Annotated in this window: 18 protein-coding genes; 9 read left to right on the top strand and 9 right to left on the bottom strand. The window is 64.8% G+C overall.

Going from position 1 to position 22,335, the window contains the following annotated elements; all coding sequences use genetic code 11:
• Position 1 precedes the first annotated feature (1 nt).
• The 5 genes from HB634_RS01220 (at position 2) to HB634_RS01200 (ending at position 4,613) form a co-directional block, all read left to right on the top strand.
• Positions 2-253 (top strand): acyl carrier protein, encoded by a 252-nt coding sequence (locus HB634_RS01220; protein WP_063570620.1) that lies wholly within the window; start codon positions 2-4, stop codon positions 251-253.
• 52 nt (positions 254-305) lie between these two features.
• Entirely contained in the window at positions 306-1,490 is a 1,185-nt protein-coding gene (locus HB634_RS01215) for an aminotransferase class I/II-fold pyridoxal phosphate-dependent enzyme (RefSeq protein ID WP_063570621.1), read from the top strand.
• Positions 1,487-2,824 carry a lipopolysaccharide biosynthesis protein gene (locus HB634_RS01210; protein WP_213947142.1) on the top strand — a complete coding sequence of 446 codons (1,338 nt, stop codon included), beginning with the start codon at positions 1,487-1,489 and terminating at the stop codon, positions 2,822-2,824. The genes HB634_RS01215 and HB634_RS01210 overlap by 4 nt, the downstream gene beginning before the upstream one ends.
• Positions 2,821-3,660 (top strand): hypothetical protein, encoded by an 840-nt coding sequence (locus tag HB634_RS01205; RefSeq protein ID WP_063570623.1) that lies wholly within the window; start codon positions 2,821-2,823, stop codon positions 3,658-3,660. Before HB634_RS01210 ends, HB634_RS01205 begins: the two co-directional genes overlap by 4 nt.
• A 113-nt stretch (positions 3,661-3,773) precedes the next feature.
• Entirely contained in the window at positions 3,774-4,613 is an 840-nt protein-coding gene (locus tag HB634_RS01200) for a hypothetical protein (RefSeq protein ID WP_063570624.1), read from the top strand.
• Between the two features lie 5 nt (positions 4,614-4,618).
• On the opposite strand, the gene HB634_RS01195 is transcribed toward HB634_RS01200, so the two are convergent.
• Genes HB634_RS01195 through HB634_RS01175 form a run of 5 tightly spaced genes read right to left on the bottom strand, consistent with a single transcriptional unit; the run spans position 4,619 to position 14,478 of the window.
• Positions 4,619-5,968, bottom strand: a complete 1,350-nt coding sequence (locus HB634_RS01195) for an efflux transporter outer membrane subunit (protein ID WP_213947141.1) — start codon at positions 5,966-5,968, stop codon at positions 4,619-4,621.
• Positions 5,965-9,081, bottom strand: coding sequence for an efflux RND transporter permease subunit (locus tag HB634_RS01190; RefSeq protein ID WP_213947140.1), 3,117 nt, complete (start codon positions 9,079-9,081; stop codon positions 5,965-5,967). Before HB634_RS01190 ends, HB634_RS01195 begins: the two co-directional genes overlap by 4 nt.
• A complete protein-coding gene (locus HB634_RS01185; RefSeq protein ID WP_063570626.1) occupies positions 9,078-12,185 on the bottom strand; it encodes an efflux RND transporter permease subunit in 3,108 nt (1,035 codons plus the stop codon). The genes HB634_RS01190 and HB634_RS01185 overlap by 4 nt, the downstream gene beginning before the upstream one ends.
• Positions 12,182-13,339 (bottom strand): efflux RND transporter periplasmic adaptor subunit, encoded by a 1,158-nt coding sequence (locus HB634_RS01180; protein WP_213947139.1) that lies wholly within the window; start codon positions 13,337-13,339, stop codon positions 12,182-12,184. Before HB634_RS01180 ends, HB634_RS01185 begins: the two co-directional genes overlap by 4 nt.
• Positions 13,339-14,478: a hypothetical protein gene (locus tag HB634_RS01175; protein ID WP_213947138.1), complete on the bottom strand. Its 1,140-nt coding sequence runs from the start codon at positions 14,476-14,478 to the stop codon at positions 13,339-13,341. Before HB634_RS01175 ends, HB634_RS01180 begins: the two co-directional genes overlap by 1 nt.
• Before the next feature lie 432 nt (positions 14,479-14,910).
• Between HB634_RS01175 and HB634_RS01170 the strand changes: the two genes are divergently transcribed.
• From HB634_RS01170 to map, 4 genes are all read left to right on the top strand, one after another.
• A complete protein-coding gene (locus HB634_RS01170; protein WP_063572593.1) occupies positions 14,911-15,333 on the top strand; it encodes a hypothetical protein in 423 nt (140 codons plus the stop codon).
• 94 nt (positions 15,334-15,427) lie between these two features.
• Positions 15,428-15,649, top strand: coding sequence for a hypothetical protein (locus HB634_RS01165; RefSeq protein ID WP_063572592.1), 222 nt, complete (start codon positions 15,428-15,430; stop codon positions 15,647-15,649).
• A gap of 96 nt (positions 15,650-15,745) precedes the next feature.
• On the top strand, positions 15,746-15,958 hold the full coding sequence (locus HB634_RS01160) for a ParD-like family protein (protein WP_213947136.1): 213 nt from the start codon (positions 15,746-15,748) through the stop codon (positions 15,956-15,958).
• A complete protein-coding gene (map, locus tag HB634_RS01155) occupies positions 15,955-16,740 on the top strand; it encodes a type I methionyl aminopeptidase (protein WP_063572590.1) in 786 nt (261 codons plus the stop codon). The genes HB634_RS01160 and map overlap by 4 nt, the downstream gene beginning before the upstream one ends.
• A gap of 8 nt (positions 16,741-16,748) precedes the next feature.
• Here the strand turns inward: map and HB634_RS01150 are convergent, their stop codons facing one another.
• The 4 genes from HB634_RS01150 to HB634_RS01135 are packed head-to-tail and all read right to left on the bottom strand — an operon-like array spanning position 16,749 to position 22,333.
• Positions 16,749-18,164, bottom strand: coding sequence for a 6-phospho-beta-glucosidase (locus HB634_RS01150; protein WP_213947129.1), 1,416 nt, complete (start codon positions 18,162-18,164; stop codon positions 16,749-16,751).
• Positions 18,142-19,089 carry a carbohydrate kinase family protein gene (locus HB634_RS01145; protein WP_345777443.1) on the bottom strand — a complete coding sequence of 316 codons (948 nt, stop codon included), beginning with the start codon at positions 19,087-19,089 and terminating at the stop codon, positions 18,142-18,144. The genes HB634_RS01150 and HB634_RS01145 overlap by 23 nt, the downstream gene beginning before the upstream one ends.
• A complete protein-coding gene (locus HB634_RS01140; RefSeq protein ID WP_213947127.1) occupies positions 19,068-20,429 on the bottom strand; it encodes an APC family permease in 1,362 nt (453 codons plus the stop codon). The genes HB634_RS01145 and HB634_RS01140 overlap by 22 nt, the downstream gene beginning before the upstream one ends.
• On the bottom strand, positions 20,429-22,333 hold the full coding sequence (locus HB634_RS01135; protein WP_213947126.1) for a beta-galactosidase: 1,905 nt from the start codon (positions 22,331-22,333) through the stop codon (positions 20,429-20,431). The genes HB634_RS01140 and HB634_RS01135 overlap by 1 nt, the downstream gene beginning before the upstream one ends.
• Between the last annotated feature and the right edge of the window lie 2 nt (positions 22,334-22,335).

Raw genomic sequence — 22,335 nt, 5'->3', positions numbered from 1 at the left:
GATGAATCACCAAGACGTTGTTGCACAACTTATCGAACTCGTCACCCCGATCGCGGAAGGTCGCGTGGCGGTGATCACCGAGAACACCGGGATCACGAGTGAGCTGGGGCTGGACTCGTTGCGAGTCATGGACCTCGTGGTCGCCGTCGAGGACCAGTTCGATATCTCCGTGCCCATCAATGCGCTCGCCGAGGTACGGACCGTGGGCGACTTCGCCTCGCTGATCCAGAAGTCGGCTGGCGAAAACGCATAAGCGAACACGCGTCGTCGCGTCACTGATCCAGAACTGCACGGGCAAACATCGCATGAAAGAGAATTCCAGGCTGAAGGCGGTTCGTGCCGTTCGGGAGGAGCTGGCAGCGGTCGGCATCGACCCGTTCGGTGTGCAGATCGACCGGATCGTCTCGCCCACCGAGGGGATCATCGACGGACGACCGACCATCCTCGCCGGCACCAACAATTACCTCGGGATGACGTTCGATCCGGATTGCATCGCGTCCGCGCGCGAGGCACTCGAGAGCGCGGGCACCGGCACGACCGGCTCACGCATGGCCAATGGCAGCTACGCCTCGCATCGCGAGCTCGAGCTGGACCTGGCCCGGTTCTACGGCAAGCGCGACGCCATCGTGTTCTCGACCGGCTACCAGGCCAACCTGGGCATGATCTCGGCGCTGGCCGGCCCGGGCGACACCGTGATGATCGATGCCGACAGCCACGCCAGCATCTACGACGGCTGCACGCTGGCCGGTGCGAACACCATCCGCTTCCGCCACAACGACGCCGACGACCTGGCCAAGCGCATGCGCCGCCTCGGCGACGGCGCCGCCGATGCACTGATCATCGTGGAAGGCGTGTACAGCATGCTGGGCGACCGCGCCCCGCTGCGCGACTTCGTCCGCGTGAAACAGGAATTCGGCGCCACCCTGCTGGTCGACGAAGCCCACTCGATGGGCGTGCTCGGCAAGAAGGGCCAGGGCCTGGCCGAAGAAGACGGCGTGCTTGCGGATATCGACTACGTCGTCGGCACCTTCAGCAAGAGCCTCGGTAACACCGGCGGCTTCTGTGTCGGCGACTCCGCCGACATGGACGTGCTTCGCTACGCCAGCCGGCCGTATGTATTCACCGCCTCCCTCGCGCCGGCAACGATCGCCGCGACGCGCACAGCGCTGCGCAAGCTGGAGGCCGCGACCGACCTGAGGCTGCGCCTGCAGGCCAATGCGGAGCGCCTGCACGCCGGCCTCTCTGCGCTGGGCTTCCGCCTCGGCGCACCAGCCAATGCGGTGGTCGCCGTCCTCGTCGGGGAGAAGCTGGAAGCACTTCGCTTCTGGGATCATCTGCTCAAGAACGGTGTCTACGTGAACCTTATGGTGCCGCCAGCCACGCCGGGCAACGAATCGCTACTCCGCTGCAGCGTCAGCGCCGCCCATACGCCGGAGCAGATCGACGCCATCTGTGCTGCGTTCGGAAGCTGGCCCGGCGTCAAAGCATGAAGCACTGGTTCTCCGATGGCGCATTCCGCGCCATCGTGCGCAACGCGTCCATCCTCGGATCGAGCAACGTCGTCAGTGCGTTGCTCAGCCTGCTGGCCCTCGGTTGCGCGGGCCGCGGCATGACGCCGGCGCTGTTCGGCACGCTGGTCGTCGTCCAGGCATACGCCAAGACGGTCAGCGATATCGCCAAGTTCCAGACCTGGCAGTTCGTCGTCCAGTTCGGCACGCCTGCCCTCGCCCACAAGGACATCAAGCGCTTCCGTGACGTCACGGGGTTCTCGTTCGGCCTGGACCTGGCCAGCGGCATCGTCGCCGCCTTGGGCGGCATGATCCTGTTGCCCCTGCTCAGCCATTCGGTGGGCATTTCGACGGAAGATTTCTGGTGGGCGCTGGCCTACTGCACGTTGATCCCGACCATGACGGCAGCGACGCCCACGGGCATCCTGCGCTCGATCGACCGCTTCGACCTGATCGCCGTACAGCAGGCCGTCACGCCATTCCTGCGCGCCGTCGGCAGCGTCATCGCCTACTTCGCCCACCTTGGATTCCCGGGCTTCCTGGCGACGTGGTACGTGTCCAGCCTGGTTGGCGACATCGCGCTGTGGATCTTCGCGGTGCAGGAGCTGCGCCGGCAGAACATCGATCACGCGCTGCGACCGGGGTTGTTCGGCCCGGCCCGCCGCATCAAGGGTGCCTGGGATTTCGTCTGGACGACCAACTTCTCCCACTCGATCTGGTCGGCCCGTAACGCGGGCACCAACGTGCTGGTCGGCGTCATGCTGGGCCCCACGGCAGCCGGCCTGTTCAAGGTCGCCATGACCTTCTTCGACGCGGCCGGCACGCCCGCCTCGCTCATGCAGAAAAGCTTCTATCCCGAGATCATGCGACTCGACCCGGCCAGCACGCGGCCGTGGAAGCTGGGTCTGCGCTCGGGAGCCCTCGCCGGCGGCCTGGGCGTGCTCGTCGCCCTGCTGGTGTTCGTCGTGGGTAAACCGCTGATCTCCGCGGTGTTCGGCGCGAAGTATCTCGAGTCCTACAGTCTGCTCCAGGTCATGTGCGGCGCCCTCGTGGTCTCCATGGCGGGCTTTCCCCTCGAATCGCTGCTCTACATCGCCAGCCGCCAGCGCGCGGCGCTGGTCGCGCAAGGACTTGCGGCACTGATATACGTCGGGCTGCTCATCGGATTGACACATCACTTTGGCATCATGGGCGCAGCCGTCGCCTATTTCGGTGGTCAGTGCCTGGAAGCGTTCTTCTTCCTGATCCCGACCCTGTCCTCCTTCCGCAGGCGACATACGCTTTCGTTCTACAAGCCCGAGGAAGTGCAGGAATGATCCGCAGTCGTGGAACCACGTGGCAGACCTTTCCGGCCGAAACGTTGCGACGCTTGTTCGACGCCGTGGATGTCAACGATATTGTCGACGCGCACGTCGCCCTTCCCGACCCCATCGATCTGGCATGCCCGGAGGAATCGATCCGGCAGTGTTACGCGCTGTGCCTGCAATTCTGGAAAGACGGCGTCACGCGCGCGGACGCGTTGCGACTGGTCAACAAGCTGCTTCGCAACGAAGCGCTGAGCGCCGACGAACGGCTTGAGTTCAAGCACATCCGTGCGCGATACAAGCACCTGCGCTTTGCGCAACGGCTATACAGCAAGCGTCACGCCGCGGACTACCTGTTCGATAAGACCACGCGCGTCCTGGGCAAGCTGCAGGATGCGTTTCGCAGCGGCCGGCGCGGCGACATCGTCCGCAGTGGGTTGAGACTGCGGGTGCTGCTGTCAAAGCCTGTCTGGTCGGTTGTCCAGCGCTCGATGGAAAACACACAGCTGGACAGCGAGGCGGGAGTTATCGCTTTCCAGAAAGCGGAAATGCGGTCCCTGAAGAAAGCCATCGCCGGCGCCACGTTCGCCGGCCATGAGTTCCATACCGTGCGCAAGATCGTCAGCATGCAGGTCGCCTTCTACGACGCACGCAGGACGCTCGGTCCGAACGATCACGCCCACCGGATGTCGCGGTTCCTCGCCGCCATCAATGGCCTGATGGGTTCCCGACACGACGAGCTCATCGCCGAGTCCCTGTCGGGCCGCCGGCACTACGACACGCCTGCACCGCTGGCCAATGAAACCCGGTCTCGCCTGGAGACCCTGGTCGCCCAGTATCCGCATTGAGCACATTTGCGTTCCTCTGACTGGAAACTGAAAGCAAATCGGTAAATACTTGCGGGCTCGTCACCTCGCAAGCGACCTACGCTTTCGTTGTACACGCCAGAGGAAGCGCAGCAATGACCCGCAGTGGTGGACCCACGTGGCAGAAATTTCCGGCAGAAACGCTGCGGCGCTTGTTCGACGCCGTGGATGTGGACGATATCGTCGATGCCCATGTCGCCCTGCCCGACCCCATCGTGCTGGCCTGCCCGCAGGAGACCATGCGGCGGTGCTATGCGGTCTGCCTGCAGTTCTGGGAAGACGGCTTCACACGTGAGGAACTGCTGGGACTGGTCGAGAAGCTGCTCCGCAATGAAGGGTTCAGCGCCGACGAACGCCTTCAGTTCAAACACATCCGCGCCCGGTACAAGCATCTGCGCTTCGCGCAACGGCTATACAGCAGGGGTCACCGGTCGAGCCGCCTGTTCGACCTGACCACGCGCGCTCTCGGCAAACTGCAGGATGCGTTTCGCAGTGGCCGGCGCAGCGGCATCGTCCGTTATGGCTTCAAGCTGCGACTGCTGCTGTCAAAGCCCGTCTGGTCGATCGTGAAGCACGCGATGGAACACACGCCGATCGACAGCGAGGCGGGACTCATCGCCCTGCAGAAATCGGAAATCCGCGCGCTGAAGCAAGCCGTGGCTCGCACCACCTTCGCCGGCCATCAGTTCCATGCGGTGCGCAAGATCGTCAGCATGCAGGTGTCCTATTACGACACGCTGCGATCGCTCGGTCCGAATGATCACGCCTACCGGATGTCGCGGTTCCTCGCCGCCATCAATGGCCTGATGGGTTCGCGCCACGACGAAATGGTCGCCGAGGCGCTCTCAGGCCGGCGCCACTACGACACGCCGGCGCCGTTGGCCAAGGAAACCCGGTCCCGCCTGGAAACCCTGATCGCCCACTATCCCTTGTAATGGGTTCAGCGCGGCGATTTCGGGTCGCGCACGGACTCCGGCTGCCAACCGCCACCCAGGGCCATGATGAGGTTCACGCTGGCATCCAGGCGGCGAAGGCGAAGCTGCTGCTCGCCACGGCCGGCGTCGAGCGCCGCATTCGCGGCATCGACGACGGCGGGATAGTCCGCGACACCTTGCTTGTACTGGTTCTGCGTGACCCGGTCCGACTCCGTCGCTGCCGTGGCTGCCTTGGCCTGAATGTCGGCGTTAGCCGCCAGGGTGCTGGTGATCACGAGGCCGTCTTCCACTTCGCGGAACGCGTCGAGCACGGTCTGCCGATAGTTCGCGATCGCCTCGTTATAGGCTTCGTCGGCGTTGGTGACCTGTCCGGTCAGGCGACCGCCGGTGAACAGCGGCGCGCGAATGTCCGCCGTTCCCGTGGGGCCCTTCAGGATGCCGATACCCGCGGCCAGATTGATCGAAGGCAGGGTCTCGGCTTTGGCGACACCGATACGGGCGCTGGCGGCGGCCATGCGGCGCTCACTGGCGGCGACATCGGGGCGGCGCTCGAGAAGGCTCGCGGGGACACCCGTCGGTACCACCGGCACGTTCGCGACAAAGGGTGCCGGAGCAAGGGAGAACTCCGCCGGCGCCTTGCCGAGCATCACCGCGATAGCGTGTTCGAGCTGGGCGCGCGCGGCCTTCGTATCGGCCAGCTGCAGCTGCGCCGAGCTGGACTTCATCGTTGCGTCGGCCACATTGGCGCTGGACGCCTGACCCTGGGCGTACTGATTGCCCACCATCCGGTGCCACTGCTCGGCAGCGTCGGCGGAGCGCTGAAGGAGGTCGATCGTGGCGTCGTCCTGGCGTAGCGCGAAATAGCTCTGCACGAGCTGGCCCTGCATCGATAGGGTGGCAGCGGCGAGGTCGTCCTTGCTCGCTTCGGCGATCGCGCGGTGCGACTCGACATCACGACGGATCCGACCCCACAGGTCCAGCTCCCAACTGACGCCGAGACCGATATCGTTTTCGTTCTTGCGGCCGGACTTGAGCGTGCCCGCCGTAACCGACGGCACGCCGGCACCCTTCGCCACCTGGATCAGCGCCTGGGCCTGGCGCACGCGAGCAGCCGCCGCGGCCAGGGACTGGTTGCTCACCGCCACCTGCGACACCAGCGCGTTGAGCGTGGCGTCGTCATAGATCTCCCACCACCTGGCGGAAATCGGCGCCACGGTCGCGTGCTGGGCGTCCTGCGGGGCCGCTTCCTTGTAAGCAGCCGGCGCGTGCGTGGCGGGACGCACGTAGTTCGGGCCGACCTCGGTACAGGCGGCAATGAGCACGACGACACCGGCAACAAGCATGGCGCGCATCATGACGTTGGCCCCTGACGACCGGCCGGCCATCCTGCATTTTCCCGGGCCCTGAAACTCTGCGTCCATCGTCCTGCCCACCTGCTGAATCTGTCGAGATAAAGGTACACAACCGGGGTCGTGTAAAGCGTCAACAACTGGCTCACTACCAGACCACCACCCATCGCGATGCCGAGCGGCGCATGCATTTCCGCGCCGTCGCCTCGCGAAATCGCCAGGGGCACCGCCGCGACCATGACCGCCAACGAGGTCATCAGGATAGGGCGGAAACGCAGACGGCACGCTTTCTGGATCGCTTCGGCCGGCGTCAGTCCCTCGCCTCGCTGCGCGGCAAGGGCGAAGTCCACCATCATGATCGCGTTCTTCATCACGATACCGATGAGGGCGAAGATGCCGATCAACGCGATGACGTCGAGATCGGTACGGAACAGGATCAGCGCGAACACCGCGCCGACGGCCGCCGAGGGCAGCGTCGACAGAATGGTGAGGGGGTGGAAGCAACTTTCGTAAAGGATGCCCAGGACGATGAACAGCGTCAGAAAGGCGCCGAGGATCAGCGCCGGCTCGCTCGAGGCCACCTGCCGGGCCGCACCCGCCGAGCCTGCGAAGGTGCTGCGCACCGACGTCGGCATGGCCGTTCGATTCACCGCACGCTGGATCGCCTGGGTCGCCTGGGACAGCGATACGCCCTCCGCCCTGTCGAACGAAATCGTCGCCGACAGCGACTGCCCGTAGTGGGAGATGCCCAGCGGCACGTTGAACTGACGGACATGCCCCAGCATCAGCAACGGCACTTCGCTGCCGCCGGAGCCCGGCACCTGGATCTGGTTGAACGCGTCCGGCGATTGCGCATGCTCCGGCGCGACGCCCATGAGTACGGGCACCTGGTCCGACGGCGAGAAGATCGTGGCCGCGCGCCGGTCGGCAAAGGCATCGCGTAACACACCGTCGACGCGGGCATAGGTGATGCCGTACTGCGCCGCGGTGTCGCGATCCACGTCCAGTGAGGTCGCCAGCGCGGTGCCGCCATTGTCACTGTGCACGTTGCTGATCTGGGGGATCGTCGCCATAGCCTGGGTGATCCGCGGCGCCCATGCTCGCAGCAGCTCCGGCGAATCGGCCTGGATCGTGTATTCGTTCGACGCGCGACTGCGACGTCCACCAACGCGGATGTTCTGCACCGAGGTCACGGTGAAGGTGCCACCGGACAGCCTCGCCAGCTGTACGTTCAGCCGTGCCGCGACCTCATCGGCGCTGGCGTTGCGCTTGGAGAGCGGCTTGAGCGTCGCGAACAGCGAACCCGAATCGTGCTCGGCATAGCCGGCGACGCTCGCGATGGCGGGGTCGGCGCGCACCACATCGAGGAACTTTGCCAGCTTCTCCCTGGCCACCGGGAAGGAGGCGCTGCCGTCGGTATCGAAGTCGCCCGTCAGCTCACCGGTGTCCTGGCGCGGGAAGAAACCCTTGGGCACCACGATGTAGAGCACGACGCTCAGACACAACACGGCGAGCAGGGAAAGCATGGTCAACGGCGCACGGCGCAGCGCCACGACGAGGCTATCGTCATAAGCCTTCTGCAGCCTGGCAAACGCGCGCTCGCTCCACTGGAAGACGCGGCCATGGGCGCGGCGCGTGCTTTCCGGCTTCAGCCACAGCGCGCACAACATGGGCACGACAGTCAGCGATACCACCAGGGAAATTACGATCACCACCGCAAGCGTGACCGCGAACTCGCGCACGAACAGGCCGACGTAGCCGCCCATCAGCAGCAAGGGGATGAACACCGCGATCAGCACGGCGCTCATGGAAAGCACGGTAAGGCCGACCTCGCCCGCACCGAGCCGCGCGGCCTCGCGCGGCTCCATGCCATCTTCGATGTGGCGGGCGATGTTCTCCACCACCACGACGGCATCGTCCACGGTGAAACCCACCGCGATCGTCAGCGCCATCAGGGAGAGAATGTCGAGGCTGTATCCGAGGAGATACATCACCGTCATGGCGCCGAGCAACGAGATCGGCGCGACCGCGCTGGCGATCAGCGCCGCGCGTACATCGCGCAGGAACAGCAACATCACCAGGACGACCAGCACCACGGCTAGGGCCAGGGTGTGCTCGGCACCGCTCAGGGAGCCGCGTACCGAGGTCGCGCGATCGACGATGACGCTCACCTTCATATCGCCGGGCAACGACGCCTGCAACGCGGGCAAACGCTTCGTGATGCCGTCGATCACCTCGATGATGTTGGCACCGGCCTTGTGGCGGACCAGCGCCAGCACCGCGGGTTCACCGTTGGCGAGCGCCGCGTTATTGGGATCACGCACGGTATTGACGACGCGGGCGATGTCACCGAGGGAGACGGCGGTACCGTCACGGCCGGCCACCACGAGCGAACGGAACGCCTCGGCCGTATCGAGCTGGCCATTGGTGGTCACCTGCAGGTAGCGATCGCCGATGTCCAAGGCCCCGGAGGCCTGGCTCGAGACGGCCGCGGCGACTGCGTGGCGCAACTGCTCGAAGCCCACCCCGCGCTGGTTCATCGCCGTGGGGTCCAGATCGATGCGGACAGCCGGCACCGAACTGCCGACGAGATCCACCTCGCCCACGCCGTCCACCTGCGCCAGCATCTGGCTGAAGGTCGTCGAGGCAACCGCATACATCTGTCCCGGGCTCGCATCGCGCGAGGTCAGGCTGAGCACGAGCACCGGGGCATCGGCGGAACTGACCGCGCGGTACGTCGGGCTGCCCGGCATGTCGGAGGGCAAGTCGCCACGAGCGGCATTGATTGCCGCCTGCACGTCGCGTGTCGCGCCGACCACGTTGCGCGAGAAATCGAAGCTGAGACGGATATCCGTCGAGCCGCTCGTACTCACCGAGGTCATTTCCGTCACGCCGGCGATGCGTCCGAGCGCACGCTCGAGCGGCGTGGCCACGGCGGAGACCATCGTCGCCGGACTGGCGCCGGGCAACGAGGCCGAGACCTTGATCGTCGGCACGTCCACCTCGGGAAGCGACGCGATGGGCAGCAACCGCCACGCCAGCGCGCCGGCGATCACCAGCCCGATGCACAGCAGCGAGGTCGCCACCGGCCGGTCGATGAATAGCCGCGAGATGTTCATGCCCGGCGACGCTGCAACACGCGCTCGAACGCGAGGTAGATCACCGGCGTCGTGAACAACGTCAGCAACTGGCTCACCAGCAGGCCCCAGAAGATGCCCACGCCCAGCGGATGGCGAAGCTCCGCGCCCATGCCGCCGCCCAACATCAGCGGCAACGCGCCGAGCATGGCGGCGAGCGTCGTCATGATGATGGGACGGAAGCGAAGCATGCAGGCCTGCACGATGGCGTCGCGCGGTGTGAGACCTTGCTGACGCTGCGCATCGATCGCGAAGTCGATCAGCATGATGGCGTTCTTCTGCACGATGCCGATCAGCAGGATGACGCCGATGAGCGAGATCACGTCGAGCTCGAACCCACCGATCATCAGCGCGAGCAAGGCGCCGATGCCCGCCGAGGGCAGCGTCGAGAGAATCGTCAACGGATGGATGTAGCTCTCGTACAGCACGCCCAGCACGATATACACGGTGATCAGCGTGGCCAGGATCAGCCAGGGCTGGCCGTCCCGCGACGCCTGGAACGCCTGCGAGGATCCCTGCCAGCGCATCTGCATGCTGGCCGGCATCTTCAGGTCGCGCCATGCGGCGTCCACGGACTTCATCGCGCTATCCAGCGCCACGCCTCGCGCCACGTTGAAGGACACGGTCGCCGCCGGAAGCTGATCGATACGGGTGACCACGAGGGGCCCCGTCCGTTCACTGACCTGGGCGATGGACGACAGGGGAATCAAGGTGGACGAGGGATCGCTCGCATCGGCACCGGTCACGCCCGTACCCGCCTGCGGCGCGAGGTAGATGCCGCCCATCGCACCGGACGTACCATCGGCATTCGGAGCGGCTTCGAGAATCACCCGACGCTGGCTTGCCAGGGTCAGCAGTGTGCTCACCTGACGCTGGCCGAAGGCGTTGTAGAGCGCGTCGCCCACGGCGGCGGAGGTGATGCCGTAGCGGCTCGCGAGGTCATGATCGACCTGGACGAAGGCCTCCAGGCCCTTGTCGTGCTGGTCGCTGGTCACACCCGAAAGCTTCCGGATGTTCTGCAGCGGACCGACGATATGCGGCAACCACTGGGAAAGCAGTGCGGGATCCGAATTCTCGACCGAGAACTGATACTGCCCCGGACTCACGCGATCGTCGATCGTCAGGTCGGGCACGGGCTGCATGTACAGCGTGATGCCATCGACCTTGCTCGCCGCATCGGCGAGACGTTGCATGACCTTGGGCACGCGATTGCGCTTACCCAGCGGCTTGAGGTGGATGAGCAGGCGGCCGCTGTTGAGCGACAACGCGCCGTCACCGACGCCGATGAAGGACGCGACGCTCTCGACCGCGGGGTCCTTCAGGATCTCCGCCGTCAAGGCCTGCTGGCGCTTGGCCATCGCGTCGAAGGACACCGTCGGCGAGGCGACGGAAATACCCTGGATGTCGCCGGAATCCTGGGTCGGGAACAGCCCGCGCGGGATCACGAGGTAAAGCACGACGGCAAGCGCGGCCATGCCCGCTACCGTGACCAGGGTGGCGGTCTGGCGCGCCAGCACCCACTCGAGGCCACGCGCATACTTCGCCAGCACCGTGTCGTGCCATTCCCTGCCCTTGCGGGCCAGGCGTCCCTGCTGGGATACCTCGGGCGTGCGCCGAAGCATGCGCGCGCACATCATCGGCGTGAGCGTCAGCGAGACCACGCAGGAAATCAGGATCGCCACAGCAAGCGTGATCGCAAACTCGCGGAACAGCCGTCCGACCAGTCCACCCATGAACAGCAGCGGGATCAGCACGGCCAGCAGCGACAAGGTCAGCGACACCACGGTGAAGGCGATCTGACGCGAGCCCTTCAACGCGGCGGAGAACGGATCCTCGCCTGCTTCGACATAGCGCGCGATGTTCTCGATCATGACGATCGCATCGTCGACCATGAAGCCGGTCGCCACGATGAGCGCCATCAGGGTCAGGTTGTTGATCGAGAACCCGGCCAGGTACATGACCGCGAACGTGCCGATCAGGGAGAGCGGTACCACCACGCCGGGGATCACCGTCGCCGTGCCGCTGCCCAGGAACAGATAGATGACGAACACCACGAGGATGATCGCGAAAATCAGTTCGAGCTGCGTGTCGCTCACGGCCGCACGCACGGTCTGGGTGCGGTCGGTCAGGGTCGCGACGTCGACCGCGGCCGGCAGTGTCGTCTTCAGCTGCGGCAACAGATCGCGGATGCGATCGACCACTTCCACCACGTTGGCGCCGGGCTGGCGACGGATGAGCAGGATGATCGCCGGATCCTTACCCGACCATGCGGCGAGGCGCGCATTCTCGGCGCCGTCAGCCACCTTGGCGACGTCACCCAGGCGCACCACGGCGCCGTCGCGGTGACCCACGGTAAGGCGCTCGAACTCGGCGGCGGTATCGATGGGATTGCTGATGGCGATGTTCGAGGACCGGACCGGCCCTTCAAGACTGCCCTTGGCCTGGTTCGAATTCGCATCGTGGAGGGCGCTGCGAAGGTCATCCAGGGTCATGCCCTGCGAGCGCAGCTTCGAGGGATCGGCCTGCACCACGATCGCCGGCTGCTGGCCGCCATCGAGGCTGACCAGACCCACGCCGGTCACCTGGGAAAGCTTCGGCACCAGGCGCGTATCGGCCAGCTCACGAAGCACCCGCAACGACAGGGTCGGCGAGGTCAGGGCCAGCGTCATCACCGGCGCGTCGGCCGGATTCACCTTGCGATAAATGGGCGGTTGCGAGATATCGGGCGGCAGCAGGGGTGCCGCCCCATTGATGGCAGCCTGCACTTCCTGTTCGGCGACGTCCAACGGCAGTTCGAGATTGAACCGCAGCGTGATCGTCGACGCGCCGGCGGCGCTCGTCGACGACATCTGGCTCAGGCCGGGCATCTGCCCCATCTGGCGCTCGAGGGGTCCCGTGACGGTCGATGCAACGACCTGGGGGCCTGCACCCGGATAGGCGGTGACGACCTCGATGGTTGGGAAGTCGACTTCCGGCAACGCCGAGAGCGGCAGGAACCGGTACGCGAAGAGGCCGACCAGCAGAATCGCGATGGCCAGGAGCGAGGTCGCAACCGGCCTCAGGATGAACAGGCGGGACGGGTTCACGGGTTATGGCATTCCGGAGCACTCGCAACGGACGCCGGTGCGGGCGTGGCACTCGCCGTGGCGGTGACCGACGTGCCGGAACGGAGCCTGTCCGCTCCCTCGACGACGACCTTCGCACCCGGCGCGATACCCGAGGCGATGACGGCCGTGGTCGTGTCACCCGGGCCGAGCTTGACCGGCACCACGGCAGCGGTCTTGTCGTCGTTGATCACATAGACGAACGGGCCCTGCGCGCCCTGCTGGATCGCAGCGGCCGGCACGAGGATCGCCTGCGGCAACACCTGGACGGGTAGCTTCGCGGTGACAAACTGGTTGGGCAACAGCGCATTGTTGGTATTGGCGAACTCGGCCTCGAATTTCACGGTGCCCGTCGCGGGATCCACCTCGTTGTTCGCCGCGCGCAGGCGCCCGGTGGCAAGCACGTCATCGGGACTGTCGCCATAGGCGTCGACGGGGATGCAGGTGCCACCGTTAAGGCGTTCCAGCACACGCGGCACCACGTTCACCGGCACCGAGAAGATCACCTTGCTCGGCTGCGACTGCGTCACCACCACGATGCCACGGGCGTCCGAAGGACCGACCAGGTTGCCCGGATCGACGCGGCGCAGACCCACCATGCCCGTGATCGGCGAGGTGATCCGTGCGTTGGCGACCTGCAGGTTGGCGGAGCCGATGCGGCCCTGCTCGGACTTCACCTCGGCCTGGTACTGCGCCACCAGCGACTGCTGGTCGGCGAGACGCTGGCGGGAAATGGAATCCTGCGTTGCCAGCACCTGGAAGTGCTTGAGGGTTTCCTGCGCGTTGGCCAGTTTGGCCTGGCTACCCGCGAGATCGCCGTTGGCGAGCTGAAGCTGCGCCTGGGCTGCACGCGGGTCGATCTCGGCCAGCAGGTCACCCTGCTTGACCATCTGGCCGCCGGTGAAGGCGATGCTCTTGAGTACGCCGTCTACCTGACTACGCACCAGGACGCTGTTGGACGGCGTCACGGTACCCGGCTGCGAGCGGTAAACGACGAAGCCACCCTGGCGCGCGGTGGCAATCACCACCGGCACGCTCTGGTCGGCGTCCGACGCGCCCTTCTTCGAACAGGCGACACCGGCGATCGCGACGACGCCGAGGAGTATCGGCCCAAACCGGGAGAACTGCGTGGCCATCAGAGTGCCTTCTCGTAGACGCGGTAACGCTTATAGTCGCGGCCACCGATGGCCTCGATGATGTTACGCATGCCGTCGTTGTCCTCGAGGATCCACGACAGCTCGACCTCTTTCACACCGCGGGCGACGAGGTGATGACGCACTGCGTCGATCACCAGGAAGGCCAGGCCCGGGCCCAGTGGGGTGTTGTGGAAGCTTTTACGTACGCCCATCAGGGGCACGCGGGACGATGTCGGGAACTTCACCTTGAGGCCCCACAGCAACTTCGCCCAGTTGAAGGGCAGCAGCGAGCCGCCGAAATCCTTGATGACCTCGTTGACGTTGGGCAGCGCGACGATGAAAGCCGCCGGCACACCATCGACTTCGGCGATCTGGATCAGCTCGGAAGCGATCAGGACCTTCAGCGTATGGCCGAGATCCTTGAACTCAGCCTCGGTGAAGGGCACGAAACCCCAGTTGTCCGACCAGGCGTCATTGAAGATGTCGCGCAGCACGGCGAGCTCTTGGTCAAACCGCTTGTTGTCCAGCGGACGCACGGTAATGCTCTGCTTGGACCTGCCGAGCAGGCGCTTCATCACCTTCGGTTCGGGGAAGTCCGGCGCCACCACATAGGCCAGCATGTCCTTGGCCTTCTGGTAGCCGGCCTGTTCGATGCGTGCACCGTAATAAGGCTTGGTGTGACCCATCATGAAATAGGGCGAGGTATCGAAGCCGTCCACCAGCAAGCCGACTTCGTCGTTGATCGAAAGGCTGAGCGGGCCGCGGACGCGCTTCATGCCCTCGCTGCGCAGCCAGGCTTCCGCCGCGCCGATCAGGGCGTCGAACGTCTCCTGATTGTCTTCGGCATCCAGCATGCCGAAAAATCCTGCGTCGTCCGCATGGATCTCCAGGTGCAGGGAATCGATCTGGGCGCTGATCCGGCCCACCGGCTTGTCGCCACGGTACGCGATCCAACCCTTCCAGCGGGCGTGCTCGAACCAGGGATTGGTCTTGGCACCAAGGTGCAGGCGCCGCTCGAGGTTCAGCGGCGGGATCCACGCAGGATCGGAGCCCAGGATGGACCCGGGCAGCTTGATGAAGCGATCCAGGTCCGTCTTGACATCAAGAGGGACGATACGCAGCGAATCCGAAGTGCTCAAAATGGGACTTCCCGTGATCAGGCGAAAATAATGTCCGCGCCGGGCGATACGAATCGTTGCCGTAGCGATAACAGTGCGGCTGACCACATGGGGTCAATACCGGCCCTGATCCAGTACAAGCGTCGAAAACGCTCCAGCACTAATGCGGCCTGCGAATCCTTCGCCCGCGAACGGTCATTTTAGACTTGGGGAGGTCAATTTGATATACCCCGGCTATCAGCGGGCTGAGTATCCGCTTAGCTGGTGAACGCCCCAGCAGCCATCCTGCCTTCCGTCGGTGACCACAGGGTGCGAACCTCGCCAGTCTTTGCGATAACTTGTCGCCCTTGGTGGATTGGAACGCGATGATGGGCACTTACACAACTTCGGATTGCACTGGACCCGATCATTCTGTTTAGATAGCCGCTCGTTTTTCTCATCAAGGAATGCATGATGCATAAGATGATCCTGGCGACCGTCCTGGTTGCCAGCGCCGCGTTTGCCCAGCAGTCGCTCGCTGCACAATGCGACGCCAACTTCACGAACGAAGGCAGCTTTTTCAAGGGCCACACATTCAAGACAACGGCGACCCTGAAGGGCGCACCCAACGATGTGTTCAAGGCCGTCTATCAGCAGGTTGTCAAGGAAGGCTGGACCATATCCCAGGCTGATAAGGAACTCGGAAGCATTACGGCGACCCAGACCGTGTCATACGGAAACGGAAAGACCGCGCCGCTCAACGCCATGGTCGAAAGTGCCGGCAGCGGTAGCAAGGTGTCCTTCGTCTTCCAGCTGAGCGGTGGCACCAGCTCGCCGGAGGAAGCCGTGAAAAAGGGGTTCTGCACACTCCTTTCGACCGCGGGCCCCGAAGCGTAATCGGAAAATCTTGCTGTCCGTAATCGCGAATCCCGCCCGTAGGCGGGATTTTTTTTGGAGTATCTTTCGCGGCATACCTCTGAGGACATGCGCGATGCTCCAGCGGAATAAGTATTGGTTCGGTCCGAAACGATTCGGCATCGGTATCAGTCCCAAGACGTGGGAAGGCTGGGTCTGCGTTATCGTTTATTGCCTGGCGATGCTGTTGTTTCGCCGTCTGGCCCATCCAACGCCTGGCGCGCTCGCTGGATTTGGCATTGTCCTCACCATCCTTCTTTTCGCCGTGATGTTTGCGAAGTACGGCTCGCAGAAGTAGGCAGCGCGGAGCCTGGCCCAAGCCCGGCAGAAACGGCTGCTTGATCAGCATATATGAAACATATACGATTCATATATCCTTACATCGAGCACCGCCATGGGCATCGTCAACATCGACGACGAGCTTCACGACCAACTCCGCCGCGCCTGCACGGTCACGCACCGATCGATCAATGCCCAGGCCAATTTCTGGATCAAGATCGGCATGCTGTGCGAGATGCATCCAGAGACGAGCTTCCAGGACATTGTCGCCAGGGAGTTACGAGGTGCCGGCGTGAAGCCAGTGACGCTGAAAGAGGGACGCGCGTGATCAAGCAGCCCCACGAAGTCGCGCTCATGGCGCAAGCGGGGGCGCTCCTTGCCCAGGTGTTCGACGCACTCGGCCGCATGCCGCTGGAGGGCCGAAGCACGCTGGAGATCAACGACTTCGTCGAACGCATGATCGTCGATGAGCTGCATGCTCGCCCCGCCAGCAAAGGGCAATACGACTTTCCGTTCGTTCTCAACGCCTCGATCGACGACGTGGTCTGCCACGGCGTGCCTTCGGCGAAGGACGTGCTACGCAGCGGACAAATCGTCAACCTGGACATCACGCTCGAGAAGGATGGCTTTATCGCCGACTCCAGCACCACCTATCTGGTCGGCGACGTCCCCTACCCCGCCCGTCGCCTCGTTCGGGCAACCTATGAAGCGATGTGGAAGGGCATCTCCGCCGTGCGCCCCGGCGCGCACCTGGGCGATATCGGGCACACGATCGCCCGCTACGCACGCTTGCGCGGCTACAGCGTTGTGAAGGAATACTGCGGACACGGGATCGGCCGTGAGATGCACGAGGAGCCGCAGATTCTTCATTACGGCCATGCGGGGACAGGCATGCAGCTGGAGGAAGGCATGGTTTTCACCATCGAACCGATGCTCAACCAGGGCAAGGCCGCCATTCGCTCGGAGCCGGACGAATGGCCGGTGTACACGCGCGATGGCAAGCTTTCCGCCCAGTTCGAGCACACGGTAGCCGTGACGCGCACCGGCGTGCAGGTGTTGACCCTGCGGCCGGGCGAATCCGCACTATGTCCTGTGGCGATACCTGCTTAGCGAGTGCCTCATCCGTGCCGGTGAACCGGCCCCTGGCACAAGCACTCGCCATCGTCATTGGCGTGACCCAGAAGCGCATCGAGCAGATCGCCTGAAGGCGTCCACTGCCCGATCGCCGGATGGATCAGCATGGCCTTGCGCGCCTCGAGACGACGGTCGTTCAACACCGACGCGATAGCCGCACGCTCGTACGCCTTGACCGCGCGCACGAGGCCGTTCACGGCATCAGGCAACGGTGCGATGGGACGCGGCACGATGGAATCCAGCGAGATATCCGAGGCGATCTCGACGATGTCGTCGTCGGGAAGGTCCGGCATCGCACCGCGGTTGCGCGTATTCACCACGATGCGCGCCGGCTTCGCACCGGTCAGGCCACTCATCACGTCGATGGCGATGCGGTGGTAACCGGTCGCCACGCGGAACGGGTCGCCCTGGAGACTCACGCCCTGGTCGAAGGCCGAACCCCCTTCGGCTTCCAGCTTCATGTACGACCCGGAGCGTTGGTTGAGGTAAGCAGCGTAGATATCCACCGCGGCGTCGCCATCGCCGGCGTCGAGGCGCGAGGTCAGTGCCGCCAGCAGGTCGTCGTTGAGCCGCTGAATTTCACCGCCACGGCTACCACCCTGCTTGCGCTGGTTGTCCAGCGCACGCTGGCGTTCGTAGTAGAAGAACAGGTATTCGGTCGGGATGAGCCGCAACGTGCGGATCATGTCGAAGTCGAATAGCGGCGCCAGGTAGAGCTTGCGCAACAGCTCGTCGCTGTCGAGCAACCGGTCGATGACCTCCTCGCCGCGCACGCGCACACCGCGCACCCAACCAAGGTGGTTGAGTCCGACGTAGTCGCACTCGACATCGCTCGCCGGTTCGCCGAGCGCGTGGGCAATGTTGTGGAACAGCTCGGTGGGCGTGTCGCAGATGCCGACAATGCGTGCCTTGCTATGGTCGCTCACCGCCTGCGTGATGAGTCCGGCGGGGTTGGTGAAGTTGACCAGCCAGGCCTGCGGGCTCAAGCGTTCGACCAGCCGCGCCTGCTCGATGGCCACGGGAATGGTGCGCAGCGCCATGGCGACACCGGCCGGGCCGGTGGTCTCCTGGCCGGGATAGCCCTGCGCGATGGATGCGCGCTCGTCGGCTGCACGGCCGGCGATGCCGCCGATGCGCACGCTGTTGAGCACGAAATCCGCACCGTCGATCGTGTCCTCCAGCGAGGTAGCGCCACGCAGGCGAAGGTCCCCACCAAAGCGGCGAACCACGGCCTTGCCGAGGTCGACCATGATCCGCAGTCGCGCCGGGTCCGGGTCGTACAGCACCATTTCAGCCGCGCCGAGTGCCTCGGCGGCCTCGTTGACGCCAAACACCACCAAGGGCGAGCGGACACCGCCGCCTCCGATCAATGCGATCTTACGATCCGTACGTTTGCTCACGAAGGGTCCTCAATTGGGGGGAATGGGGAAGCGATTGGAGGGCACCGGCCGCGGTTGTGCACAGCGCGCCGCAGATGCAGCCGCGCTCGACACAGCCGTCGATGGACTCGCCATCGAGCAGGCCATCGATGACGCCCGCGTCGAACGCGTCGCCGGCACCGGTGGAATCGAGCGCAACGATACGAGGCGCAGGCACGTGGCGCAGGCCGCGCTCGTCGGCGATCCAGGCGCCGCTGGCGCCCTGTTTCATCACGGCACGGCCGATGCCGGCGCCGATCGACCAGGCTTCGAACGACGAGGGTTCTTCATCGCCGCTCAGCAGTGCGGCTTCCTTCGCATTGGGAAGGAACAGGTCGACGTCGCGAAGGCTCGACCGGTTGGCGGGATCACGCAGCCAGCCGGGGCTGTAGCCCACATCCAGCGATGTCGTGCAGCCGGCCTGGCACAACAGCGGGAGCAAGGTCCCGGCCAGGTCGCGGGGCAAAGGCATCGCGAAGTGCACGTGGCGTGCGGCGGCAAGGTCGGCAACGATTTCCGGCGATGCAAGCAGCTCAGGAAGCGCGCGGTTCACGCCAGGGTACGTAAAGAACGAACGGTCCTCGACCGTGGAGACGCTGACCGTGATGCCGGTGCCGTCGCTACCGATCCGGATGCCCTCCATGCTCACGCCGAACTCGCCAAGGCGGCTTTCGAACCAGTCGAGGTCGGCCTCGCCGATCAAGCCCACCAGGCGTACGCGACGGCCCAGCCGCGACAACGCGCAGGCGGTGTTGATCGCGCCGCCACCGAGCTCGCGCAGGTAGTTCTCGGCGATAACCTCCTCGCCGGGGCCGGGCCATGTGGGAAACCCGCTGAACACGTGGTCGGCAAAGATCTCACCCACCACGGCAACGTCCCACGATTTCAGGGTTGCGGGAATGGCCACGTGCGGGACCTCCGTGCTTGCCACAGGAAAAGAAGGGTGCCAGCGAGCACCGCACCGACGGCGGTGACGATGGACGACATGCCCGCCGTCGCCACGAGGTAGAGCCAACCGATGACGCTCACGACGATCGGCAACGGATACAGCGGCATACGGAAGACATCCGCGTCGGCGCGGCGCTTGCGCAGCGCGACGACGGCGAAACATTGCGCGATGTACTGGAACAGGATCTGCGTGACCATCAGCGTGGCGATCAGATGTTCCAGCGAGAGAAAACACGCCGCCGCCGAGGTCACGCCGACGAACAACAACGACACCGTAGGGAAGCCTCCACGCGGATGCAGCCGGGCAAACACCGCGAAAAACTGACCATCGGCCGCCGCCGCATAAGGCACGCGCGAATACCCCAGCAGGATCACCAGGGCAGAACCCCAACTGGCGAGCAGGATCAGCAGCACCGCCAGCGTACCGCCCGTGTGTCCGTGGATGGCCTGCATGAAATCCGCGACGACCGCTTTCGAATGTGCCGCCTGCTCCCAGGGCAACACGCCGAGGATGCTTAGGTTGAGACCGAGGTAAAGCACAGCCACCAGCGGAATCGAAACGAGCACCGCCATCGGAATGGTGCGCCGCGGTTGCTTCACTTCGCCGCCCAGCATGCAGACGTTGTTGTAGCCGCCGTAGTCGTAGACGGCGATCAACGCGACCGCACCCAGCCCGAGCCAGAAGCCGTGCGACGAGTCGACATGCGCCTGGAAGAAGTGACTGGCGATGGCCATATCGAAGTGCGTGATCCCGCTGAACACAATCCACGCACAGGCCACGACCACGATCGCTGTCACGAACACGGAAAGCCGCTGGATCTGGCCCACCTTGCGATAGAGCACGGCCGTGTTCAGCAGACAGAGCCCCGCTGCGAGGAGCGCCTTCCCCGTCTCGCCCAACGACGGGATGAGGAAGCCGGCGTACTGGGCGAAGCCGACGGCGGCGCTGCCGATCGACAGCGGTGCGGTGAGCAGCGTCTGCCAGAGGTAGAGAAAGCCGAACAGGCGCCCCGCCTTATCGCGACCGTACGCCTCGCGCAGGTAGTGGTACGGCCCGCCGGATTCGGGGATGGTGGAACCGAGCTCGGCCCAGACCAGTCCGTCGCACAGGCAAAGCAGTGCGCCGGCGATCCAGCCGAGCAGGACCGAGGGGCCTGCCAGCGCGGAGAGTGCGATGGGAATCGTGACGAACGGACCGATGCCGATCATGTTCAGCACGTTGGCCGAGAGACCACCCCAGAAGCCGATCGCACGCGGGGGCTGGGTAGGCACGCCGGGCTCGCTCACGCTGGCGCGCATCAGGCACTCCTCGAGGCGTGAAGACTGTCGGCAGCAGAAACGACTGCCGGGGTGCGGCGGTGCAGGTCGAGCACGAGCAGCTCGTTATCGCCCGCCCGAAGCCACGGACCCGGACAGAACAGGCGCTGCTGGGGGCCGATGTTCCAGTAGCGACCGAGGAGCTGGCCGTTGATCCAGAGGTAGCCTTTGGACCATGCGGTCATGTCGATGTAGAGGTCGCCCGGGGTTTCGATGTGCAGGGTCGATGTGAAGAAGATGGCGGGCCGGGCCTCTCGCTCGGTAGGAGCCGATTCATCGGCGAAACCCCGCAGCCCCCGAATCCAATCATCATCCAGAGGAATCGGCCACGCCTCGACCTCGTGCAGCGGCATGTCATCGATCGACACCGGCCCGATCAGACCCTTGTGCTCCCCGATACGCGGGCCAAAGTTGATATGCCCGAAGGTGTCGACAAGGACCTCGAGCGTACGTGTGGTGGCGTCCGCGAACGCTTCCGGCAGAGCCACATCGGGCTTCGAGTTCAGCGCCGGATGTTCCACGCGCGACACCAACCCCACTTCGTGACCATCGACATGGACCACGGCGTAATCGCGCACGTTCTCCAAGCGCAGCACCCGGCCCTTGTTGAACCGTTTCCGGTAAACGACAAGCCCCTGGTCCTGGCCGAACAGAATCTCGTTCGGTCCCGGCGATGGCAGGGTCACCGGCTTGCCAGGCAGGTTGTCCCACAGTGATGCGAATGGTTGCGGCGTCACCGGCGCGAAGGTCGCCGAAGGGGGTGCAGGTGGTAATGCCGGCGGCGTCACGCGCGTGGCATCCGCGATCACACGACGCAGCCGCGCGTACTGATCCGTCGGACGGCCACGCTCGTCGACGGGCGCGCCGTAGTCGTAGCTGGTGATCACAGGCTGGAACTGCGAACCATCGTCTTCGGCGTTCGAGCCTGCGGTAAGCCCGAAATTCGTGCCGCCATGTACCACGTACAGATTGAACGAATAGCCGGCACGCATGATATGGCGCAGGGTCTCCTCATAGTCCTTGGAAGCGAACGTCGGCTCGCCCCAGTGGGTCAGCCACCCGGGATAACCTTCACCCACCCATACGGGCGACTCGCCAGCAAAGCCCCTGCCCTTCAACAGATCGGGCACGTCAGCGCCATCGAGCCCGAGCGCCGATCCCTTCGGATACGCCTTGCGCCGCTGCAGATCCTTCAGGCCATCCGACACCGAGAACGGTCCATCCACGCCGTGCTCGCGCCAGATGTCACGCAATGCATCGAGATAGCCGATGTCATCGGCGAACATCGAGTATTCATTCTCTATCTGAAGCATCAATACCGGACCGCCCGCTTTTGCCATCAGCGGCACGATGCGCGGAGCCAACGCAGCGACGTAACACCGCACGGCCGCCATGTACCGCGGATCGTCCCGCGTGCGCAGCCGCGTGTCGGGGTCGCGCAACAGATAAGCAGGTAGCCCGCCGTTGGTCCATTCACCGCAGATGTACGGGCCCGGCCGCAGGTAAACCCACATGCCCTCCTCCGCGCACAGGCGGATGAAGCCCGCCACATCCCTGTTTCCGCTTTCGAAGTCGAATACCCCGGGCTCGCGCTCGTGGTGATTCCACATCACGTAGATCGCCACGGTGTTGAGCCCCATGGCCCGGGCCATACGGATGCGATGGCGCCAATGCTCCTTCGCGATCCGTGCCGGATGCATCTCGCCGCTGTGCACGCGGAACGTCTCGCCGTCGAGCAGGAACTCACGCTGGCCGAAGCTGAAGGCATGCGGCCGTCCGTCCGGCCCTACCGGGGCGAGGGCCGGGGCAAGCGACGCCGCCCACCCGCGGCCGGCGAACGCCAGCGGGGTGAGCAGCGACAGGGCAAGGAAACGGCGTCGTTGCATGC

This window comes from Luteibacter sp. dw_328 (assembly GCF_018449605.1).
In the GTDB taxonomy this organism is placed as follows: Bacteria; Pseudomonadota; Gammaproteobacteria; order Xanthomonadales; family Rhodanobacteraceae; genus Luteibacter.
The sequence above is the reverse complement of the archived record's forward strand: the minus strand, read 5'-3'. Positions and strand labels throughout refer to the sequence as shown.

Bases quoted from the DNA above. Each gene is read 5' to 3' on its own strand.
- HB634_RS01165 (WP_063572592.1), top strand. From the start codon at position 15,428: ATGCTCCAGCGGAATAAGTATTGGTTCGGTCCGAAACGATTCGGCATC.
- HB634_RS01160 (WP_213947136.1), top strand. From the start codon at position 15,746: ATGGGCATCGTCAACATCGACGACGAGCTTCACGACCAACTCCGCCGC.
- HB634_RS01180 (WP_213947139.1), bottom strand. From the start codon at position 13,339: ATGGCCACGCAGTTCTCCCGGTTTGGGCCGATACTCCTCGGCGTCGTC.
- HB634_RS01135 (WP_213947126.1), bottom strand. From the start codon at position 22,333: ATGCAACGACGCCGTTTCCTTGCCCTGTCGCTGCTCACCCCGCTGGCG.
- HB634_RS01200 (WP_063570624.1), top strand. From the start codon at position 3,774: ATGACCCGCAGTGGTGGACCCACGTGGCAGAAATTTCCGGCAGAAACG.
- HB634_RS01205 (WP_063570623.1), top strand. From the start codon at position 2,821: ATGATCCGCAGTCGTGGAACCACGTGGCAGACCTTTCCGGCCGAAACG.
- HB634_RS01140 (WP_213947127.1), bottom strand. From the start codon at position 20,429: ATGCGCGCCAGCGTGAGCGAGCCCGGCGTGCCTACCCAGCCCCCGCGT.
- HB634_RS01195 (WP_213947141.1), bottom strand. From the start codon at position 5,968: ATGATGCGCGCCATGCTTGTTGCCGGTGTCGTCGTGCTCATTGCCGCC.
- HB634_RS01215 (WP_063570621.1), top strand. From the start codon at position 306: ATGAAAGAGAATTCCAGGCTGAAGGCGGTTCGTGCCGTTCGGGAGGAG.
- HB634_RS01170 (WP_063572593.1), top strand. From the start codon at position 14,911: ATGCATAAGATGATCCTGGCGACCGTCCTGGTTGCCAGCGCCGCGTTT.
- HB634_RS01210 (WP_213947142.1), top strand. From the start codon at position 1,487: ATGAAGCACTGGTTCTCCGATGGCGCATTCCGCGCCATCGTGCGCAAC.
- HB634_RS01190 (WP_213947140.1), bottom strand. From the start codon at position 9,081: ATGAACATCTCGCGGCTATTCATCGACCGGCCGGTGGCGACCTCGCTG.
- HB634_RS01220 (WP_063570620.1), top strand. From the start codon at position 2: ATGAATCACCAAGACGTTGTTGCACAACTTATCGAACTCGTCACCCCG.